Below are 19490 nucleotides of genomic sequence, written 5' to 3' on the forward strand. Positions count from 1 at the left end.
ATGCAGTACGGCCCCGCGGTGCGCCGGCGTAAGCTCGGCGCCGAACTGCGTGCCCTGCGCGCCCGCGCGGGCCTCACGAGCGGCGAGGCGGCACGCCTCGTGGGCTGGCACCAGTCGAAGGTGAGCCGGATCGAGACCGGCCGCAGCGGGGTCAAGCCCGCGGACGTACGGCGCCTCCTGGACGCGTACGACGTCCGGGACCCGGAACTGCACGAGTTGCTGGTCGTGCTGGCGGGCGCGGACGACGACGGCCGACACCACTGGTGGCACGCCTATCGGGGCCTCCTGCCGTCGACGTACAGCGATTTCATCAGTCTGGAGTCGCAGGCCGGTGCCATGCGCACGCTGGAGAACTCCGTCGTGCCGGGCCTCCTGCAGACACCGGAGTACGCCCGCGAGGTGACGCGGGCCGCGGTGGACGGGGCGCACGACGGCAAGGCGGACGCGCTCGTGGAGGTACTGGTGAAGGTGCGGCTCGCGCGCCAGGACGTACTGCGTTCGAACACACCGCTCGTCCTGAGTGCCGTTCTGGACGAGGCGGTACTGCGACGGACCGTCGGCGGACCAGAGGTGATGGCAGGGCAGTTGGAGCGGCTGCGGGAGGCCGCGCAACTCCCTCACGTGCGGATTCAGGTGCTGCCCTTCGGAGTTGGCGCTCACATCGGTGTCACAGGTCCCTTTGTTATTTTTTCGTTTACGAACAGATCTGATCTGGATGTGGTTGTTCTCGACCACTTGACGAGTAGCCTTTATCTCGAACAGAGAGAAGACCTCCAGTCGTACGAGGAGGCCTTCAACTCCCTCCAGGGCCAGGCTCTTTCGCCCGAGGACACGTTGGATTTCATCGCCGGTGTAGCTGACGGCGCATAAGGAGGCACCATGCCCGCCACGCCTCGGTACGTACCTTCCAGCACCCAGCCCGGCGCTCATCCGCACGGTGTGCGGTGGCGGCGCAGCAGCCGCAGCACGGGAATGAACAACTGCGTCGAGACGGCCCGGCCGGACTTCGGCCCGTGGGCCGGACTGCTCGCGGTGCGCGACTCCAAGAACACGCCGGGGCCCGTCCTCCTCTTCGCCCCCACGGCCTGGGAAGACTTTATCCGCGCGCTTCGATGATCACGCCGACGGCCCGGTCGAGCTGCCCGTCGGTGAGATCCGCGCGGGCCGTGAGCCGCAGCCGTGAGATGCCGTCCGGCACCGACGGGGGACGGAAGCAGCCGACGGCCAGACCCGCCGCACGGCACTCCGCGGCCCAGCGCAGCGCCTGCTCCGGGGAGGGCGCGCGCACGGAGACGACCGCGGCGTCGGGCCGTACCGCTTCGAGGCCCTCGGCCGTCAGGCGCTCGTACAGCGCGACGGCCACCGCACGCGCGCGTGCGGCCCTTTCCGGTTCCCCGCGCAGCAGACGCAGGGCCGCCAGGGCCGCGCCCGCCGCCGCAGGAGCCAGACCCGTGTCGAAGATGAAGGTGCGGGCCGCGTTCACCAGGTGATCGATGACGTGGGCCGGCCCGAGGACGGCACCGCCCTGGCTGCCGAGCGACTTCGACAGGGTGACGGTGGTGACGACGTCGGGCGCGCCCGCGAGCCCCGCCTCCCACGCGGCGCCCCGCCCGCCGTCGCCGATGACGCCGAGACCGTGCGCGTCGTCCAGCACCAGCGCCGCGCCCGACCTGCCGGACTCAACGGATGCGCGTGACTCACCGGGCACGTCGGACACACCGGGCTCGTCGGACACACCTGCTTCCCGGCAGGCCGCGGCCAGTGCCGTCAGCGGGGCCGCGTCGCCGTCCACCGAGAAGACCGTGTCGGAGACGACGATCGCGGGCCCGGTGCGCGTGTCCAGCGCCTTGCGGACGGCGTCGGGATCGGCGTGGGCGACAACCTGCGTGGTGCCGCGCGCGAGCCGGCAGCCGTCGATCAGCGAGGCGTGGTTGCCCGCGTCGGAGACGATGAGCGAGCCGTGCGGCGCCAGCGATGTGACGGCGGCGAGGTTGGCCGCGTAACCGGAGGAGAAGACAAGGGCGGACTCGAAGCCGCAGAACTCGGCCAGTTCGCGTTCGAGTTCCGCGTGCAGTTCCGTGGAGCCGCTGACCAGCCGGGAGCCGGTGGCACCGCCGCCCCAGGTCCGGGCGGCCCGGGCGGCGCCCGCCGTGACCTCGGGGTGCCGGGCCAGGCCCAGATAGTCGTTTCCGGCGAGGTCGAGGAGCGCGGAGTCGGCTGGGCGCGGCCGCAGGGTACGGACGAGTCCGGCCCGGGAGCGCGCCCGCGCCTGCTCGTCGATCCACTCGAACGGCGATCGGGCCATGTGTCCTCCGGCCATGGGATGGGGGTGGGTGTGGGTGTCCCATGGGGCCCCGACACACGACTTTCCGCCCGGCCGTCCCCACTGCCTTGTGCAGACAACGCACAGCTGCCTTTTGTAGGCAACGCACAGACCCTAGCCGGACCACCAGCCGCCCATGGTGTGGCAATGCCCACACGTCGACCGCTCTCTGTTGTCTGGTTCCTCCTTGGCCCGGCGCGGTCGGATAGGCCAGGATCGGATCTCATGGACCTGCTGAACACGCTGCTGGACAAGGGGCTTCGGCGCGAGCTGCCGACCCGCGACGAGGCACTGGCCGTGCTGGCCACCTCCGACGACGAACTCCTCGATGTGGTTGCCGCGGCCGGCAGGGTACGCCGCCAGTGGTTCGGCCGACGGGTGAAACTCAACTACCTCGTCAACCTCAAATCGGGTCTGTGCCCCGAGGACTGCTCCTACTGCTCGCAGCGGCTCGGTTCGAAGGCCGAGATCCTCAAGTACACCTGGCTGAAGCCCGACCAGGCCTCCCAGGCCGCGGCGGCCGGGCTGGCGGGTGGCGCCAAGCGGGTGTGTCTGGTGGCGAGCGGACGCGGTCCCACCGACCGTGACGTCGACCGGGTCTCGGACACCATCAAGGCGATCAAGGACCAGAACGAGGGCGTCGAGGTGTGCGCGTGCCTCGGGCTCCTCTCCGACGGCCAGGCCGAACGGCTGCGCGACGCCGGGGCGGACGCCTACAACCACAACCTCAACACGTCCGAGGGGACGTACGGGGACATCACCACCACGCACACGTACGCCGACCGGGTGGACACGGTCCAGAAGGCGCACGCGGCGGGTCTGTCCGCCTGTTCCGGTCTGATCGCGGGTATGGGCGAGAGCGACGAGGACCTCGTCGACGTCGTCTACGCGCTGCGGGCGCTCGACCCGGACTCGGTCCCGGTCAACTTCCTGATCCCCTTCGAGGGCACCCCGCTCGCCAAGGAGTGGAACCTCACCCCGCAGCGGTGTCTGCGCATCCTCGCGATGGTCCGGTTCGTCTGCCCGGACGTCGAGGTGCGCATCGCGGGCGGCCGTGAGGTCCATCTCCGTACGATGCAGCCCCTCGCCCTGCATCTCGCCAACTCGATCTTCCTCGGCGACTACCTCACCAGTGAGGGCCAGGCGGGCAAGGCGGACCTGGACATGATCGCGGACGCCGGTTTCGAGGTGGAGGGCACGGGCGAGGTGACGCTCCCGGAGCACCGGGCCGCCGCGCACGCCGGATGCGGCTCGCACGCGGACACCGACGCCGGCGCCGGCTGCGGCTCGCACGGGGGCGGCGGTTGCGGCCCCTGCGGCTCGGGCGACACCGAGCGGGGCCCGAAGGAACGGGCCGCGGAACCGGTCTCCGAGGCGCGTACGGACCTGGTCTCGGTACGCCGTCGAGGCGCCGGGACGGATCTCGCGCCCAATGCCTGATCTGCCCCCGCCCGGTCCCACCCTGACCGCCGGCCCCAGCGCGTCCGCCGGCCCCACCGCGTCCGCCGATCAGGTCCGTGAGCTGCTCGATCTCGACCGGCGGCACGTCTGGCATCCGTACGGGCCGATGCCGGGCCGGCGGGAACCGCTCGTGGTGGAGTCGGCGAGCGGGGTGCGGCTGCGGCTGGCCGGTGGAGGCGACGAACTGATCGACGGCATGTCGTCCTGGTGGTCCGCGATCCACGGCTACAACCACCCGGCCCTCAACGAGGCGGCGCGCGACCAGCTCGGACGGATGAGCCATGTGATGTTCGGCGGGCTCACCCACGAGCCGGCCGTCCGGCTGGCGAAGCGCCTTGTCGACATGTCACCCGAAGGGCTTGAGCATGTCTTCCTGGCCGACTCCGGCTCGGTGTCCGTCGAGGTCGCCGTCAAGATGTGCCTCCAGCACTGGCGTTCGCTCGGCCGTCCGGGCAAGCAGCGCCTGCTGACCTGGCGCGGCGGCTATCACGGCGACACCTGGCAGCCGATGTCGGTGTGCGACCCCGAGGGCGGGATGCACGAGCTGTGGCAGGGCGTGCTCCAGCGCCAGGTCTTCGCCGACGCGCCACCGGTCGCGTACGAGGAGGCGTACGCCGACCACCTGCGCGCGCTGATCGAGCGGCACGCGGACGAGCTGGCGGCGGTGATCGTGGAGCCGGTGGTGCAGGGCGCGGGCGGGATGCGGTTCCACTCCCCCGCGTATCTGCGGGTGCTGCGCGAGGCGTGCGACGCCCACGACGTGCTGCTCGTGTTCGACGAGATCGCGACGGGCTTCGGGCGTACCGGGGCGTTGTTCGCGGCGGAGCACGCAGGGGTCACGCCGGACGTGATGTGCGTCGGCAAGGCGCTGACCGGCGGTTATCTGACGATGGCGGCGACGCTGTGCACCTCGCGGGTCGCGGAGGGCATCTCGCGGGGCGAGGTGCCGGTCCTCGCCCACGGCCCGACCTTCATGGGCAACCCCCTCGCCGCGGCCGTGGCCTGTGCCTCGATCGACCTCCTCCTCGGCCAGGACTGGCAGAGCGAGGTCGAACGGATCGGGACAGGGCTGCGGGACGGCCTGGCGCCGGCGGCGGAACTGCCCGGTGTCCGGGACGTACGCGTGCTCGGTGCCATCGGGGTCGTGCAGCTGGACCACGAGATCGACATGGCGGCGGCGACCCGGGCGGCGGTGCGCGAGGGCGTGTGGCTGCGCCCGTTCCGGGACCTCGTCTACACGATGCCGCCGTACGTCACCGGTGACGCCGATCTGGCGCGGATCACGGCGGCCGTGTGCGCGGCGGCGCGGGAGGGTTGAGATGACGGTACTGGTGATCACGGGGACGGGCACGGAGGTCGGGAAGACCGTCGCCACGGCCGCGGTGGCCGCGGCGGCCGTCGCCGCCGGGCGGTCGGTGGCCGTGCTCAAACCCGCGCAGACGGGTGTGCTGCCGGGTGAGCCCGGGGACGCCGAGGAGGTGGCGCGGCTCGCGGGGGCGGTCACGGCCGTCGAACTGGCCCGCTATCCCGACCCGTTGGCGCCCGGCACGGCTGCCCGGCGGGCCGGTCTCGCGCCGGTGCGGCCCGAGCGGGTCGCCGAGGCGGCGGGCAAGCTGGCTGCCGGGCACGACCTCGTGCTGGTGGAGGGCGCGGGCGGGCTGCTCGTACGGTTCGACGGCGAGGGCGGGACGCTCGCGGACGCGGCGCGGCTGTTGGGGGCGCCTGTGGTGGTGGTCGCCTCTGCCGGACTCGGCACGCTCAACACGACGGAGCTGACGGGGCGGGAACTGCGGTCCCGAGGGCTCGACCTGCTCGGTGTCGTCATCGGCAGCTGGCCGGACGAGCCGGATCTCGCGTCGCGCTGCAATCTTGTGGATCTTCCCGTGGTGGCGGGGGCGCCGCTGCTGGGCGCCTTGCCGGCGGGTGTCGGTCGGGGACCGGCTGCGGCGTTCCGCGGCGCGGCGAGGGGTTGGCTGGCGCCGCGTCTGGGCGGGACGTGGGATGCGGGCGTGTTCGCGGCTGAGCACGTGGGTGGCGTCTGAAGGGGCTTGGCCCGGTGGTGAGGTGCGGGTCGTGGGTGGCTGGTCGCGCAGTTCCCCGCGCCCCTCAAGAGGGGCTGCGCCCCATGAGGGGCGCGGGGAACTGCGCGAGCGGCCACATACGACCCGCAGACGACGATTGACCGCCGGACGGCCTCGGCACCCTCACTCCTCCGGCGCCAGCAGTCTCACCAGCTCGATCCGGGATCGTATGCCGAGGCGGTTGAACACCCCGCGCAGGTGATGGTCGATGGTGCGCGGACTGAGTAGCAACCGGGCCGCGATCTCCCGGTTCGTGTCCCCCTCCGCAGCCATCCGCGCCACCGTGAGCTGCTGCGCGGTCAGCAGACCGGCCGTGCCGGGCGCACCGGCCGAGGACCGGACAGGCGCACCCAGCGCCCGCAGCTCCGCCCGCGCCTCGGCCGCGCAGTGCGGCGCCCCGAAGTACTCGAAGGCCTCCAGCGCGCTGTGCAACCGGTCCCGCGCCTCCGTCCGCCGCCGCAGCCGCCGCAACGCACCCCCGAACAACAGCTCCGTACGCGCCCGTTCGAAGTCACGGGTGCCGCCCGCGTGGAGGTCCAGAGCCGTCCGATAGTGGTCGGTGGCCTCGTCCCCGGTCGCCAGCAGGGCCCGGCAGCGGGCGCTCAGCGCGAGGTCGTCCGCGCTGCGCACCACACGGGCCCAGCGGTCGTAGTCGGCGTGGGCCCTGTGCGCGACCCGGGTGTCACCGGTGCGGACGGCGGCTTCCACGTAGTGCGGGGTGGCGAGATGGCGTACGGCCCGGTGCCCGTGCCCGGGGCCGAATCCGGCGAGCGCGCGCAGCCGGGACGCGGCTGCCGCGTAACGGCCCGTGCTGAGGTCGAGGAAGGCGAGCGCCCACAGGGCCAGCGCGGCGGGCAGCCCGAGGCCGTGCTCCAGGGCATGCGCGCGGGCCACCTCGGCGCGTGCCCGGCAGAGTTCCTCGTCCCCGGTGACGGCCGCGAACATGGCGAGGGCCGCCTGCAGGTGGCAGGCTCCGTTGTCCTGCCCGGTGGCGTACGCCTGTCGCAGGGCCTCCAGCGTGGCCGCTCCGGCGGATCGCGGGCGTCCCGTCCAGAACTCGGCGTACGCCCGGAACTCCATGGCCTGCGGAACGGTCGCGGGCTCGCCCAGGACACGGGCCGAGGCGGCGGCCCGGACGGCCGCGGACGCGGCGCGGGTGTGGTCGCCGAGCAGCAGCGCGGCGATGGAGGAGTGGATCAGCGTGGTGGGGTCGCCGCCGGGCCCACAGCGTCCGGCAGCCGCTCGCAGCAGGTCGCGGGCGTCCTCGTAACGGCCCTCGAACGCCGCGGTCAGTCCACCGAGCGTGCCGGGTCCCGCGATCCCGAGCCGGGCGGCGACGGCGGCGGCCTCCCGGCAGCGGCGCAGGTCACCGGTGTAGATGGCGGCTTCGGTGGCACGTGCCACCAGGTGCGCGGCGGTGTCGAGGTCACGTTCCCCGCCGCGCGCCACGCTGCGCTCGACCGCCGCGAGCAGCACGTCGAACGCCTCCGTGGCGTTCTCCGCGCGTAGAGCGAGCACTCCGCTCATGCCGTCGACGTCCCCGTGGACGGCCAGGCGGCGGGCCCGGTCTCCGTCACCGGAGCGCCAGGCGTCGGCGGCGGCCCGGGCCAGCAGGCGCGGGCGTTCGCGTGGGTCCGGGGTCAGGGCGGCAGCCCGTTCGAGGAGCCCGCAGGCCAGGGCGTGTTCACCGGCGGCGCGCGCCTCGTGGGCCGAGGCGCGCAGTTCCGCCGCGAGGCGCCGGCTGGGGCCGAGCGCCGCGGCGGCCCGGTGCCAGGACCGTCGGGGCGCCTCGCCCTCGCCGCGCAGGACCCGGGCGAGAAGGCGGTGCGTCTCGCGCCGGTCGACGCCGGACGCCGTCTCATAGGCGGCGATACGGGTCCAGGGGTCCCGGAACACGACGCCCTCGGACGTCGTACGGGCGAGCCCGGCCGCCTCGGCGTCGTCGAGGAGACCGGTGTCCAACCGGGCCGCGGCGACCGCCCGTTGGTAGGCGCGTGTGGCGAACGGGTGCTGGTCGGCGGCGGCGATCAGCAGCAGGCGCCGGGTGGCCGGGACGAGCGAGCGCAGCTCGGGGCAACGGGACCGCAGCAGGCCGGGTACCGCACCTACGGGGTCGGCCGGAAGCGGTTCGAGACCGGCCCGTTGGCGCTCGCCGAGGACAGCCGCGAGCTCCGCCGCCGCGAGCGGATCACCGTGCGCGGCGCACAGCACCCTTACCCGGACGCCCTCGGACAACGGCGTTCGCGTGTGGGTCCGCGAGGCGTTGTCCGGCTGTTCCGGAACGTTCATCAGGGGCGGTGGCGAATGGTGCGGGAGAGGCGGGGGGTTCACCGAGGTCACCACGCCACTCACGTTACTGGCGAGTCAAGTGGTGCGTAAAGACCGGCGATCTCAGCAGTGTCTCCTGTCGCCCACCGACGTGAACAACGGCTACCGGATTCATTCGCAGTGCATCGGGCTTCAGCCCGGTGGTGAAGCGAATCTGAGGGTTGCGTCGCGGAGCGTCGCGGTGTCCTTCCGGCGGAGCCGGACTTTGCTGTAGGAGCGGTGAGGGTTCGTACGAATGTTCCGTCATGACGGTGTGTGTTCGACGTGTCTAGTGTGTTCGGCATGCAGCTCAGGTACGTCTACAGGGTGTACCCGGACCCCGGCCAGCAGGGGGCGTTGGCGCAGGCGTTCGGGTGCGCCCGCGTCGTGTTCAACGACGCGGTACGTGCCCGCGAGGACGCACGCAAGGCGGGCGCGGCGTTCCCGACGGCCGCCGAGTTGTCCACCCGCCTGATCACCCAGGCGAAGCAGACCACCGCACGCTCCTGGCTGGGCGAGGTCTCCGCGGTCGTCCTGCAGCAGTCCCTGCGCGACGCCGAGACCGCGTACCGCAACTTTTTCGCCTCCCTCAAGGGCACCCGCAAGGGGCCCAGGATCGGTGCGCCCCGCTTCAAGTCCCGCAAGGATGCCCGGCAGTCGATCCGGTTCACCGCCAATGCCCGCTGGAAGATCACCGACAGTGGGCGGCTGAACCTGCCGAAGATCGGGGCGGTGAAGGTGAAGTGGTCCCGCACGCTGCCCACCACCCCCACCTCGGTGACCGTCATCAAGGACGCGGCCGGCAGGTTCTTCGCCTCCTTCGTCATCGACACCGACCCACAGGCGGATGCCGGGCGGATGCCCGCCACCGGCCAGACCATCGGCATCGACCTGGGCCTGACGCACTTCGCCGTTCTGTCCGACGGCATGAAGATCGACTCCCCGCGGTTTCTGCGCCGCGCGGAGAAGAAGCTGAAGAAGGCCCAGCGGGAACTGTCCCGCAAACAGAAGGGCAGCAAGAACCGCGAAAAAGCCCGCCTCAGGGTCGCCCGCGCCCACGCCAGGGTCACCGACGCCCGCCATGAGTTCCACCACCAGCTCTCCACCAAGCTGATCTCCGAGAACCAAGGGATCGCCGTGGAAGACCTGTCCGTGGTGGGGCTGGCGCGCACCAGGCTGGCCAAGAGTGTCCACGACGCCGGATGGTCGTCGTTCGTGAACATGCTCCAGTACAAGGCGGAGCGGTACGGGCGGACTCTGGTCAGGATCGGCCGGTTCACACCGACCAGTCAGACCTGCTCCACCTGCGGCGTCAAAGACGGGCCCAAGCCCCTGAAAGTCCGGGAGTGGACGTGTGCCGCCTGCGGCGCGGTCCACGACCGGGACATCAACGCCGCGAAAAATGTGAAGACGGCCGCCGGACTGGCGGTATCGGCCTGCGGAGCGCCGGTAAGACCGGGAGCAATCCCGGCTCAGCGTGAAGAAACAGGAAGTCACGGATTCCCGGCCGAAGCCCGTGCCGCGTAGCGGTACAGCAACAAGTCGAGAAGGCCAGAATCCTCGTGCTTCAGCACGAGGTACAAGTCAAGGCGTCCACGAGCAGGTGCGGGACTTCGTCGCCCGACGTCCCACGCGTACGTCCGAGTCCGTACGGTGAACCCGCTCGACCGGGGCCGCGGGGCGGGCGCCGGGGTCCGCCGGCCGGGCCTCGGCGGTAACACGCGGCGGCGGACGGGTGAGCGAGGCCCTTCCGGGGGACAATCGCGGTAGGTCCACGCCCCAGGGGGAGGCCTCATGCGATCACGCGGCTCCAGTACCGCCCGGACCGGCGCACTGTCCACGGCGCCGGTGCACCATCCGCTGTTCGCCCGCTTCTACGCCCGGCTCAGTGTGGCGGCAGAGCCGACGATCGGCGTCCACCGCGAGGAACTGCTCGCCGGACTCTCCGGCCGGATCATCGAGATCGGTGCGGGCAACGGGCTGAACTTCGCCCACTATCCGAGCACGGTCTCGGAGGTCGTCGCGATCGAACCCGAGCGCAGACTCCGGCAGTTGGCCGCGACCGCGGCGCTCCGCTCCGACGTGCCCGTCGACGTGGTGCCGGGGGTCGCGGAGGCCCTGCCGGTCAAGAGCGAGGCGTACGACGGGGCCGTCGTGTCACTGGTGCTCTGCAGCGTACGAGATCTGCCGCGGGCCCTCGCCGAGATCCACCGCGTGCTGCGTCCGGGCGGTGAGCTGCGCTTCTTCGAGCACGGCAGTGGCGGCGGCCGGGCGATGGCGGCCGGCCAGCGCCTCCTCGACCGCACGGTGTGGCCACCGCTGTTCGGCGGCTGCCATGTGGGGCGGGATCCGGTGGGCGCGATCCGGGACGCGGGGTACGAACTCGGCCCTCACCGGCGGCTGCTGGTGCCCGAGAAGGGGCCGCGCACGCCCAGCTCGTACTGCGTGCTGGGCACCGCGCGCCGCCCGTCCGCCTCCTGAGACCGCTCCACCACTTGAGACAGCTCCACCTCTTGAGACCACTCAGACGGCGGGGCCGGGCGGCGGGCGGGGCTCAGAGTGTCCACTGCCGCAGCTCGCGTGCGATGTCCTGCACCGTGGCCTCGCCCGTCTTGACCAGTCGGGCCAGGTCGCGCACCCGCTCGGGCGAGGTGACGACCTTCAGGCCACTGGCGACGAGGTAGGCGTACGCGACGGCCATCGCGAACATCGCGTTGGAGCGCTCCAGCGCCGGGACGTGCAGCAGGACCTGGAGCAGTGCGGCGGCGCGGGCGTGCGGACTGTCGTACACGGGGACGCCGAATATCTCGGCCTCGTGCCGGGCGACCGCGGCGACCAGGGCACCCCAGTCGACGACCTGCGGGTCCCCCGGTGTCTTGTGCTCGGCGACCATGAGGAGCCAGGCGAGGTCGACTCCGATGTTCAGCGGTTCGTTCAAGGGCTCAGATGGTTCGTTCAAGGGCTCAGCGACGGCCTTCCCGGTCCGTACCCCGGTCGGTCGCCCGGTCCGCACCCCGGTCCGCCGCTCGGCCCGATCCCCGGTCCGTACCGAACTCCTCGGCGAAGACGGACTCGTACTGCTTCATGAAGTCGGCGGCGGCCTCGACGAAGGTGTGGCCGGCTTCCCCGGTGTCCTGTCTGACCAGTTCCTCGATGTAGCGGTTGACGCTCATCCCGCGGGCCAGGGCGCGTTCACGCGCGGCCCGGGCGGTGCCCTCGTCCACGCGCACGTTCAGCTGGGTCTTAGCCATACTTCGAAGCTAGCGCCGAAACGCTAGCAAGGGCAAGAGGGGTCGATCGGCCGGGCATCCCTTAAGGGTGCCCCTTACATGAACCCTGAGATGACCGACCTGCGACGGAGAACACCCGGCACTTCGGGGGGATACCGGGTGTGCCCCGCATCACACTAGGCTCACCGCGGACACCGGAGTCCGACCACGGGGAGGCGGTCTTGTCCACAGCAGCTGCGGAGCACGCCCTCGGGCGCGCGGGCCCTGAGGAGACGGCGGCCCGCGCCCGAGGTCTGACGAAGGCGTACGGGGCGGGTGAGACGACCGTGCTCGCCCTCGACTCGGTCGACGTGGACATCGCGCGTGGCCGCTTCACGGCGGTCATGGGTCCCTCGGGATCCGGGAAGTCCACTCTGATGCACTGCCTGGCGGGGCTCGACTCCGTCTCGGCCGGACAGGTGTGGCTGGGCGACAGCGAGATCACCGGGCTCAAGGACCGCGAGCTGACCCGGCTGCGGCGGGACCGGATCGGCTTCATGTTCCAGTCGTTCAACCTGATCCCGACCCTGAACGCGGCGGAGAACATCACGCTGCCCATGGACATCGCGGGCCAGAAGCCCGACGAGAAGTGGCTGAACCAGGTCATCGACCAGCTCGGCCTGCGCGACCGCCTCAAGCACCGGCCCGCGCAGCTCTCCGGCGGTCAGCAGCAGCGGGTGGCCTGCGCCCGGGCGCTCGCCTCGCGGCCCGAGCTGATCTTCGCGGACGAGCCGACCGGCAACCTCGACTCGCGCGCCGGCCTGGAGGTGCTCGGCTTCCTCCGGGACGCCGTCGACGAGCTGGGGCAGACCGTGGTCATGGTCACCCACGATCCGGGCGCGGCGGCCCATGCCGACCTGGTCCTCTTCCTCGGGGACGGGCGGATCGTGGACGAGATGGCCCGGCCCACGGCCGACGCGGTGCTGGAGCGCATGAAGAGGTTCGACACGATCCGCGGGGCGTCGGAGTCCGAGGGGGACGCCGGCCCCGCGCATGGCCTCGGCCCCGGTCACGATTCCGGTCCCGGCCCCGATCGCGATTCCGGTCCCCGGTCCGGTCCCGACGGTACGGGCGTCCCCGGGCAGGGCGTCGACCACAAGAGCGTTCCGGACCAGGGCATCGCCCCCGACAGGGACTGAGGCAGGCCGCGTGCTGAAGGCGACACTCCGGAGTTTCCTCGCCCACAAGGGCCGGCTGCTGCTCTCGGCGCTGGCCGTCGTCCTGTCCGTGGCGTTCGTCGCGGGCAGTCTGATCTTCTCGGACACGGTCAGCCAAACCTTCGACCGGCTCTTCGCGTCCACCTCGGCCGACGTCACCGTGAACCCGAAGGAGGATCTGGAGTCCCAGATACCCTCCGGGGCCGTCGAGACGGTGCCCACGAACCTCGTGGACCGCATCGCGAAGCTCGACGGGGTCGCCCTCGTGCGTCCCGACGTCTCCGTCGAGAACGTGACCGTCGTCGACAAGCACAACGAGTCGGTGGGCCCGACCACGGGCGCGCCCACCGTCGCCGGCGACTGGTACGTCACCGACCGCAGCCCCGTGAAGCTGACCTCGGGGCACGCCCCGCGCGGCCCCGGCGAGGCGCTCCTCGACGCGGACACCGCCGACAAGAAGCACGTGGACATCGGTGATCCGCTGACCGTGATCGCGCAGCCCGGGTCGTTCGAGGTGGAGGTCGTGGGCATCGCGACCTTCAAGACCACCAACCCGGGCGCCGCACTCGTCTTCCTCGACCCGGCCGTCGCGCCCGACAAGCTGCTGGGCCGGGACGGGGTCGCCACCAGCATCCAGGTGGACGCGGACCAGGGAGTGAGCGACGCGCAGCTCAAGCAGCGTATGGCCACGGAACTCGGCTCAGGGACCTATGAGTTGGAGACCGCCGACGAGCAGGCCGAGTCGGCCGCGTCCCAACTCGGCGGATTCCTCGACGTGATCAAGTACGTGATGCTCGGCTTCGCGGGTATCGCGGTGCTGGTCGGGGTCTTCCTGATCGTCAACACCTTCTCCATGCTGATCGCCCAGCGCACGCGCGAACTGGGCCTGTTGCGCGCGCTCGGCGCCGACCGGCGGCAGGTGCGCCGGTCCGTGCTCACGGAGGCGGTCCTGCTGGGCCTGGTGGGCTCGACGCTCGGCCTCGCCACCGGCATCGGACTCGCCTTCGGGCTGATCAAGCTCATGAGTGTGTTCGGCATGAACCTGAAGACCACCGAGATGGTTGTCGGGTGGGCGACGCCCGTCGCGGCGTACGTCGTCGGGGTGGGCGTCACCTTCGTCGCGGCGTACCTGCCGGCCCGTCGGGCGGCCACGGTGTCGCCGATGGCCGCGCTGGCGGACGCCGAGATCGCCGGTGTGGGGCGGCCGTTGCGGGTACGGGCCGTCGTGGGGGCGATCATCGGCGCGCTGGGCGCCGCCGCCCTCGTGGGCTGCGCGACGGCGACGGAGACCTCGTCCGCCGCCTCGTTGCTGGGCCTCGGTGTCGTCCTCACCCTCATCGCGACGGTGATCGCGGGGCCGTTGCTCGTCCGTCCGGTGATCCGGGTCCTCGGCGGTTTCTTCCCCGCCGTGTTCGGTTCGGTCGGCCGGATGAGCCAGCGCAACGCGCTGCGCAACCCGCGTCGCACCGGCGCGACCGCGGCGGCCCTGATGGTGGGCCTCGCCCTGGTCGGCGGCATGTCCGTGGCGAGCGCGTCCATGACGAAGTCCTTCGACGAGCAGATCGACAAGACGCTGGGCGCCGATTTCGTGGTGCAGAACGCCAACTTCATGCCGTTCCCGCAGGAGATCACCGGGAAGGTGATGGCCACGGAGGGCGCGGGGCTCGTCGTACGGCAGCGGTTCGCGCCGGTCGCCGTCCGGCTGCCGGACGGCGAGCGCGTCGAGACGACCGCGTCGGGCTACGACCCGGACCTCGACGACGTCGCCCGCATCACCTACGCCGAGGGGGACACGGCCGCGGCGCTCGCGGACGGGAACATCGCGATGGACGCCGGCTTCGCCGAGGGCCACGACGTGCGGGTCGGCAGCACGATCCCCGTCGAGTTCCCGGCCGGGCGCACGACCGAACTGAAGGTCGCCGCACTGACCGACCAGGACGCCGCGGAGGGCTTCGGCACACAGGGCGGGCTCTTCCTCGGCTTCGGCACCGTCGAGAAGTTCGTACCGGGCGGCCAGGACTCCGTGCTGTACGTGAACGCGGCCTCGGGCGCCTCCGCCGACACCCTGCGCGCCGACCTCGACAAGACACTCGACCCGTATCCGCAGGTGCAGGTGCGTGACCTGGCGGACTACAAGAAGCTGATCCACGACCAGATCGCCGTGCTGCTCTACCTGGTGTACGCCCTGCTGGGGCTCGCGATCGTCATCGCGGTGCTCGGCGTGGTCAACACTCTCGCCCTGTCGGTCGTGGAGCGCACCCGCGAGATCGGGCTGCTGCGCGCGATCGGACTCGGCCGGCGGCAACTGCGCCGGATGATCCGGCTGGAATCGGTGGTGATCGCCGTGTTCGGCGCGGTCCTGGGGCTCGCGCTCGGACTCGTGTGGGGCGTGTGCGTGCAGCAGGTCCTCGCCCTGCAGGGGATGAAGGCGTTCGCGATCCCCTGGACCACACTCGTCGCGGTCGTCGTGGGCTCGGCCGTGGTGGGCATCGTGGCGGCCCTGCTCCCGGCACTGCGCGCGTCACGGATGAACGTGCTGGCCGCCATCGCGCACGAGTGAGGCGAGGGTCGGGGCGTTGCGCGTGGATGCGGCCCGCGCCTCGCATCCATCCGCAACGCCCCGGCCGGCCCGGAGGACGGACCGCCCATGGGCGCGCGGGTCCCTCCGGGTCGGAACCGCCGGGCGCGGGTCCGGGAGGCGGCTCCGGGACGCGGGAGGCGGCTCCGGGAGGCGGGTCCGGGACGCCGGACGCCGGACGCCGGACGCGGGAGGCACGTACCGCGGGCGCGGGTCCGGGTGCCGCTGCCCGGGGCCGGAGCGGTCGCGGGCATCGTGGCGTCGGCGCGCGGGCGCACAGGCACGCGGGTCCGGGCGCCGGTGCGCCGGGAGCGCGTGGCACGCGTGTACGGCCGCGCGAGCGCGTGCTCCTCGCGTGTCCGGATCGTGGAATTCGGTGTCCATGCGCGGCTGCCGTGATGGGATCGGCCCATGAGTGATCTTCGGATACGGGCCGCCGTGCTCGACGACCTCGACGCCGTCCTCGCCTTCTGGCGGACCGCGGCCGAGGGCACCAGCATCAGCGACGACCGGGACGGCGTGGAGCGGCTGATCGTCCGCGACCCCGAGGCGCTGGTCCTCGCCGAGCGGGACGGAGAGCTGGTGGGCACGGTCATCGCCGGTTTCGACGGCTGGCGCTGCCATCTGTACCGGCTCGCGGTGGACCCCGCCCGGCGCCGCCAGGGCATCGGTTCCGCCCTCCTGACCGCGGCCGAGGAACGCTTCGTACGGCTCGGCGGACGCCGCGGCGACGCGATGGTGCTGCGACGCAACGCGTCGGCGCACCATGCATGGCGCGCCGCGGGGTATGCGCCGGAAGAGCACTGGCGGCGTTGGGTCAAGCCGCTGGTCGAGTGACACGTCCCCCAGGAAAGGTGTGAGCGTCCGCCCATGCGCGAGTCCCCCGACCTCCGACGCCATGGCGTCCCACCGCGTCGACATCGCGCGCTTCCTCCGTACCTGGCCGATCATGGGACGGAGGTGACCCGATGACAGAAGTGCTCCTCCTGGCCGTGGCCGTGCTGCTCTCGCTGGCCTGCGGCGCCTTCGTCGCGGCCGAGTTCTCCCTGACCACGGTCGAGCGCAGTCAGCTGGAACGCGCCGTCGAGCGCGGCGAGGTCGGCGCGGCCGGCGCTCTCAGGGCCGTCAAGAACCTCACCTTCCAGCTCTCCGGCGCCCAGCTCGGCATCACCGTCACCAACCTGGTCGTCGGCATGCTCGCCGAGTCGTCCGTCGCGAAGCTGATCGCCGGGCCCCTGGAAGCGGCCGGGGTGCCGGGTTCGGCGACCTCGTCGGTCGCGCTGGTGATCGGTACGGCCCTGTCGACGGTCTTCCTGATGGTCGTCGGCGAGCTGGTGCCCAAGAACTGGGCGATCTCCTCGCCGCTCGCCGTGGCCAAACGGGTGGCGACGCCGCAGCGCTGGTTCAGCGCGGTGTTCCGGCCGTTCATCTCCCATCTCAACAACACCGCCAACCGTGTCGTACGCCGCTTCGGCGTCGAGCCCGCCGAGGAGCTGGCCTCCGCCCGAGGACCGCAGGAACTGGTCGCCCTGGCCCGGCACTCCGCGAAACTGGGCGCCCTGGAGGCGGACACCGCCGAACTGTTCGTGCGCACGCTGAACCTCGCCGACCTCACCGCGGAGAACGTCATGACGCCGCGGGTCCAGGTCGTCTCCCTGGACGTCCAGGCCACCTGCGAGGACGTGGCGAACGCGACGCGGGCGACCGGCCTCTCGCGCTTCCCCGTCCACCGCGGCAACCTCGACTCGGTCGTCGGGGTCGCGCACATCAAGGACGTCATCGGCGTACCCGCCGACCGCAGGGCCCGTACGGCCGTGTCGCAGGTGATGCGCGAACCCCTGCTCGTACCGGAGACGCTGACCGTCGAACGGCTCCTCGACCGGCTGTCCGGCAAGCGCACGATGGCCGTCGTCATCGACGAGTACGGCGGCACCGCCGGGGTCGCCACCCTGGAGGACATCGTCGAGGAGGTCGTCGGCGAGGTGCGCGACGAGCACGACCCGCACGAGACGCCCGACCTGGCCCCGGCCGGCACGGACGACGAGGGCCGCACGCTGTACTCGGCCGACGGGTCCGTACGCACCGACCGGCTCGCCCGTGTCGGACTGCGCGCGCCCGACGGACCGTACGAGACGCTCGCGGGTCTCATGGCGACGGAGCTCGGCCGCATCCCCGTCGAGGGGGACTCGGTCGAGGCCGCCGGGTGGCGGCTGGACGTGGTGGACGCGACGGGGCGGCGGGCCGCGCGGGTGCTGATGCACGCGCCGGCCGCCGGGGGCACCCGTTCCGAAGAGGCCGGATCCGAAGGAGGGCAGGGGCGATGACAGCCGTACAACTGCTGATCGGTCTGGCGACCCTGGTCGTGAACGCCTTCTTCGTGGCGGCCGAGTTCGCGCTGATCTCCGTACGCCGCAGCCAGATCGAGCCCTACGCGGAAGCCGGAGACCGGCGGGCGCGCGGGGTGATCTGGGGTCTTGAGCACGTGTCCGCGCTGATGGCGGCTGCGCAGCTGGGCATCACGCTGTGCACGCTGGTCCTGGGTGTGGTCGCCGAACCCGCCATCGCGCATCTGCTGGAGCCGGTCTTCCACGCGATGGGGCTCTCGACCGGCACGGGGCACGCGATCTCGTTCGTGATCGCGCTCGCCGTGGCCACCTATCTGCACATGCTGCTCGGCGAGATGGTGCCGAAGAACATCGCGCTGGCCGAACCGGTGCGGACGGCCCTGCTGCTCGGGCCGCCGCTGGTCGCCCTGTCACGGGCGCTGCGGCCGGTGATCTTCACGGTGAACGCGTTCGCCAACTGGCTGCTGAAGCTGCTGCGCGTCGAGATCCGGGACGAGGTGTCGGCGACCTTCTCCGACACGGAGCTGGCCCGCCTGGTGAAGGACTCCAGCGAGGCGGGGCTCATCGACGACCGCGCCCAGGAACGGCTGCACGACGCCCTGGAACTGGGGCGGCGGCCGGTGCGGGACGTGGTGCTGCCGCGGGAGAGCGTCGTCTACGCGCGCGTGGGCGTCACTCCCGAGCAGTTGGAGGCCCTGTCCGCCGAGTCCGGGTTCTCCCGCTTCCCCGTCGTGGACGACGGACTGCGCATCGTGGGCTACCTGCACGTCAAGGACGCCCTGGACGCGATGCCGCGCGACCTGCCGTTCCAGGTGCGGGACATGCGGTCCATCGCCCGGGTCCGGGAGAACACGCCGCTCGACGACGTCCTGACCGCGATGCGGCGCGGCCGTACGCATCTGGCGGCGGTCCTCGGCGAGGACGGGCGGCTGGCCGGGATGGTGACCATGGAGGACGTGCTGCGGGAGCTGTTCGGCCAGTCGGCGTGACGCGGCGGCACCGGGTGCGGCCGGTGCCCGGGCGATGGGACTGGTGTTCGGGCGGTGCGGCCGGTGCCCGGGCGGTGGGGCCACGGCCGCGCGGGCAGACCGGCGGGTATGTGCACGCGCTATCATTCCTTCCGCCATGCAGACGAATGCCACCTTCACCAGCCTTGTCGCGGTCGGCGACTCCTTCACCGAGGGCATGTCGGACCGCCTTCCCGACGGTACGTACCGGGGCTGGGCGGATCTCCTCGCGGCCCGGATGGCCGCGCAGACGCCCGGCTTCCGGTACGCCAACCTCGCGGTGCGCGGCAAGCTCATCGGACAGATCGTCGCCGAGCAGGTGGACATGGCGGTGGCGATGCAGCCCGACGTGATCACGCTGGTCGGCGGCCTCAACGACACCCTGCGGCCCAAGGTCGACATGGTGCGCGTGCGCGGGCTCCTGGAGGAGGCTGTGGAGCGTCTGGCACCGGCCTGCAAGCAACTCGTCCTGATGCGCAGCCCCGGCCGCCAGGGCCCGGTCCTGGAGCGGTTCCGCCCCCGCATGGAGGAACTGTTCGTCTGCATCGACGATCTCGCGTCCCGCCACGGCGCGCTCGTGGTCGACCTCTACGGAGCGCGATCGCTGGGCGACCCCCGCATGTGGGACGTGGACCGGCTGCATCTGACGGGCGAGGGGCACCGCCGGGTCGCCGAAGCGGTGTGGCAGGCGCTCGGGCACGCGGCGGAGGACGCCGAGTGGGGCACCCCGATGCCGCCCTCCGCCCCGCCCGGCTGGGTCGCCCGCCGGACCGCCGACGCGCGCTTCGCCCGCCAGTACCTACTGCCGTGGATCGGCCGCAGGCTGACCGGCCGCTCGTCGGGCGACGGCCGCGCGCCCAAACGCCCGGAACTGCTGCCGTACGAGGAGTACAAGGGGTCGGTGGAGTAGGCGACCGAGGTACCAGGTGGCCTGACCGGCACGGCGCCGCTCCGCAGCGCGT

At 72.0% G+C, this 19490-nt stretch carries 17 protein-coding genes; 13 read left to right on the plus strand and 4 right to left on the minus strand.

Annotated elements, in window-relative coordinates:
- Both ACH4DZ_RS24495 and ACH4DZ_RS24500 read left to right on the plus strand, forming a co-directional pair.
- Entirely contained in the window at positions 1 to 870 is an 870-nt protein-coding gene (locus ACH4DZ_RS24495) for a helix-turn-helix domain-containing protein (RefSeq protein WP_398289436.1), read from the plus strand.
- A gap of 9 nt (positions 871 to 879) precedes the next feature.
- Positions 880 to 1116 (plus strand): DUF397 domain-containing protein, encoded by a 237-nt coding sequence (locus tag ACH4DZ_RS24500; RefSeq protein ID WP_398289437.1) that lies wholly within the window; start codon positions 880 to 882, stop codon positions 1114 to 1116.
- Here the strand turns inward: ACH4DZ_RS24500 and ACH4DZ_RS24505 are convergent.
- Entirely contained in the window at positions 1097 to 2320 is a 1224-nt protein-coding gene (locus tag ACH4DZ_RS24505; RefSeq protein WP_398289438.1) for an 8-amino-7-oxononanoate synthase, read from the minus strand. The two genes, ACH4DZ_RS24500 and ACH4DZ_RS24505, sit on opposite strands and share 20 nt — an antisense overlap.
- A 228-nt stretch (positions 2321 to 2548) precedes the next feature.
- Here ACH4DZ_RS24505 and bioB point away from each other — a divergent pair, with 228 nt between their 5' ends.
- The 3 genes from bioB to bioD all read left to right on the plus strand — a co-directional run bounded on the left by bioB (position 2549) and on the right by bioD (position 5826).
- The gene (gene bioB, locus ACH4DZ_RS24510) at positions 2549 to 3763 is read left to right on the plus strand and encodes a biotin synthase BioB (RefSeq protein ID WP_398289439.1); all 1215 of its coding nucleotides are present in this window, start codon (positions 2549 to 2551) and stop codon (positions 3761 to 3763) included.
- 127 nt (positions 3764 to 3890) lie between these two features.
- A complete protein-coding gene (locus ACH4DZ_RS24515; RefSeq protein ID WP_398289588.1) occupies positions 3891 to 5102 on the plus strand; it encodes an adenosylmethionine--8-amino-7-oxononanoate transaminase in 1212 nt (403 codons plus the stop codon).
- 1 nt (position 5103) lies between these two features.
- Positions 5104 to 5826, plus strand: a complete 723-nt coding sequence (gene bioD / locus ACH4DZ_RS24520) for a dethiobiotin synthase (protein WP_398289440.1) — start codon at positions 5104 to 5106, stop codon at positions 5824 to 5826.
- A 162-nt stretch (positions 5827 to 5988) separates the two neighbouring features.
- Here bioD and ACH4DZ_RS24525 read toward each other — a convergent pair whose 3' ends face one another.
- Positions 5989 to 8154: a LuxR C-terminal-related transcriptional regulator gene (locus ACH4DZ_RS24525; protein ID WP_398289441.1), complete on the minus strand. Its 2166-nt coding sequence runs from the start codon at positions 8152 to 8154 to the stop codon at positions 5989 to 5991.
- Positions 8155 to 8475: 321 nt separating this feature from the next.
- Between ACH4DZ_RS24525 and ACH4DZ_RS24530 the strand changes: the two genes are divergently transcribed.
- Positions 8476 to 9699 (plus strand): RNA-guided endonuclease InsQ/TnpB family protein, encoded by a 1224-nt coding sequence (locus ACH4DZ_RS24530; protein ID WP_398289442.1) that lies wholly within the window; start codon positions 8476 to 8478, stop codon positions 9697 to 9699.
- 267 nt (positions 9700 to 9966) lie between these two features.
- Positions 9967 to 10653 carry a class I SAM-dependent methyltransferase gene (locus ACH4DZ_RS24535; RefSeq protein ID WP_398289443.1) on the plus strand — a complete coding sequence of 229 codons (687 nt, stop codon included), beginning with the start codon at positions 9967 to 9969 and terminating at the stop codon, positions 10651 to 10653.
- A 73-nt stretch (positions 10654 to 10726) separates the two neighbouring features.
- Here ACH4DZ_RS24535 and ACH4DZ_RS24540 read toward each other — a convergent pair whose 3' ends face one another.
- On the minus strand, positions 10727 to 11065 hold the full coding sequence (locus ACH4DZ_RS24540; protein ID WP_398289589.1) for a fic family toxin-antitoxin system, toxin component: 339 nt from the start codon (positions 11063 to 11065) through the stop codon (positions 10727 to 10729).
- A gap of 70 nt (positions 11066 to 11135) precedes the next feature.
- Positions 11136 to 11423 carry a toxin-antitoxin system HicB family antitoxin gene (locus tag ACH4DZ_RS24545; protein WP_398289444.1) on the minus strand — a complete coding sequence of 96 codons (288 nt, stop codon included), beginning with the start codon at positions 11421 to 11423 and terminating at the stop codon, positions 11136 to 11138.
- Between the two features lie 200 nt (positions 11424 to 11623).
- Between ACH4DZ_RS24545 and ACH4DZ_RS24550 the strand changes: the two genes are divergently transcribed.
- The 6 genes from ACH4DZ_RS24550 (at position 11624) to ACH4DZ_RS24575 (ending at position 19438) form a co-directional block, all read left to right on the plus strand.
- Positions 11624 to 12580, plus strand: a complete 957-nt coding sequence (locus tag ACH4DZ_RS24550; RefSeq protein WP_398289445.1) for an ABC transporter ATP-binding protein — start codon at positions 11624 to 11626, stop codon at positions 12578 to 12580.
- Positions 12581 to 12590: 10 nt separating this feature from the next.
- On the plus strand, positions 12591 to 15158 hold the full coding sequence (locus ACH4DZ_RS24555) for an ABC transporter permease (protein ID WP_398289446.1): 2568 nt from the start codon (positions 12591 to 12593) through the stop codon (positions 15156 to 15158).
- A 429-nt stretch (positions 15159 to 15587) separates the two neighbouring features.
- Entirely contained in the window at positions 15588 to 16013 is a 426-nt protein-coding gene (locus ACH4DZ_RS24560) for a GNAT family N-acetyltransferase (RefSeq protein ID WP_398289447.1), read from the plus strand.
- Positions 16014 to 16144: 131 nt separating this feature from the next.
- Positions 16145 to 17500, plus strand: coding sequence for a hemolysin family protein (locus tag ACH4DZ_RS24565; protein WP_398289448.1), 1356 nt, complete (start codon positions 16145 to 16147; stop codon positions 17498 to 17500).
- Complete coding sequence (locus ACH4DZ_RS24570; RefSeq protein WP_398289449.1) at positions 17497 to 18510, plus strand: hemolysin family protein; 1014 nt, start codon at positions 17497 to 17499, stop codon at positions 18508 to 18510. The genes ACH4DZ_RS24565 and ACH4DZ_RS24570 overlap by 4 nt, the downstream gene beginning before the upstream one ends.
- A gap of 136 nt (positions 18511 to 18646) precedes the next feature.
- Positions 18647 to 19438, plus strand: coding sequence for an SGNH/GDSL hydrolase family protein (locus tag ACH4DZ_RS24575; RefSeq protein ID WP_398289450.1), 792 nt, complete (start codon positions 18647 to 18649; stop codon positions 19436 to 19438).
- Positions 19439 to 19490 lie beyond the last annotated feature (52 nt).

Source organism: Streptomyces sp. NPDC017991 (assembly GCF_044328075.1).
Taxonomy (GTDB): Bacteria; Actinomycetota; Actinomycetes; order Streptomycetales; family Streptomycetaceae; genus Streptomyces.

Coding starts and splice junctions, on each gene's coding strand:
- ACH4DZ_RS24495 (WP_398289436.1), top strand. CDS start 1: ATGCAGTACGGCCCCGCGGTGCGCCGGCGTAAGCTCGGCGCCGAACTG.
- ACH4DZ_RS24500 (WP_398289437.1), top strand. CDS start 880: ATGCCCGCCACGCCTCGGTACGTACCTTCCAGCACCCAGCCCGGCGCT.
- ACH4DZ_RS24505 (WP_398289438.1), bottom strand. CDS start 2,320: ATGGCCGGAGGACACATGGCCCGATCGCCGTTCGAGTGGATCGACGAG.
- bioB (WP_398289439.1), top strand. CDS start 2,549: ATGGACCTGCTGAACACGCTGCTGGACAAGGGGCTTCGGCGCGAGCTG.
- ACH4DZ_RS24515 (WP_398289588.1), top strand. CDS start 3,891: ATGCCGGGCCGGCGGGAACCGCTCGTGGTGGAGTCGGCGAGCGGGGTG.
- bioD (WP_398289440.1), top strand. CDS start 5,104: ATGACGGTACTGGTGATCACGGGGACGGGCACGGAGGTCGGGAAGACC.
- ACH4DZ_RS24525 (WP_398289441.1), bottom strand. CDS start 8,154: ATGAACGTTCCGGAACAGCCGGACAACGCCTCGCGGACCCACACGCGA.
- ACH4DZ_RS24530 (WP_398289442.1), top strand. CDS start 8,476: ATGCAGCTCAGGTACGTCTACAGGGTGTACCCGGACCCCGGCCAGCAG.
- ACH4DZ_RS24535 (WP_398289443.1), top strand. CDS start 9,967: ATGCGATCACGCGGCTCCAGTACCGCCCGGACCGGCGCACTGTCCACG.
- ACH4DZ_RS24540 (WP_398289589.1), bottom strand. CDS start 11,065: ATGGTCGCCGAGCACAAGACACCGGGGGACCCGCAGGTCGTCGACTGG.
- ACH4DZ_RS24545 (WP_398289444.1), bottom strand. CDS start 11,423: ATGGCTAAGACCCAGCTGAACGTGCGCGTGGACGAGGGCACCGCCCGG.
- ACH4DZ_RS24560 (WP_398289447.1), top strand. CDS start 15,588: ATGAGTGATCTTCGGATACGGGCCGCCGTGCTCGACGACCTCGACGCC.
- ACH4DZ_RS24565 (WP_398289448.1), top strand. CDS start 16,145: ATGACAGAAGTGCTCCTCCTGGCCGTGGCCGTGCTGCTCTCGCTGGCC.
- ACH4DZ_RS24570 (WP_398289449.1), top strand. CDS start 17,497: ATGACAGCCGTACAACTGCTGATCGGTCTGGCGACCCTGGTCGTGAAC.
- ACH4DZ_RS24575 (WP_398289450.1), top strand. CDS start 18,647: ATGCAGACGAATGCCACCTTCACCAGCCTTGTCGCGGTCGGCGACTCC.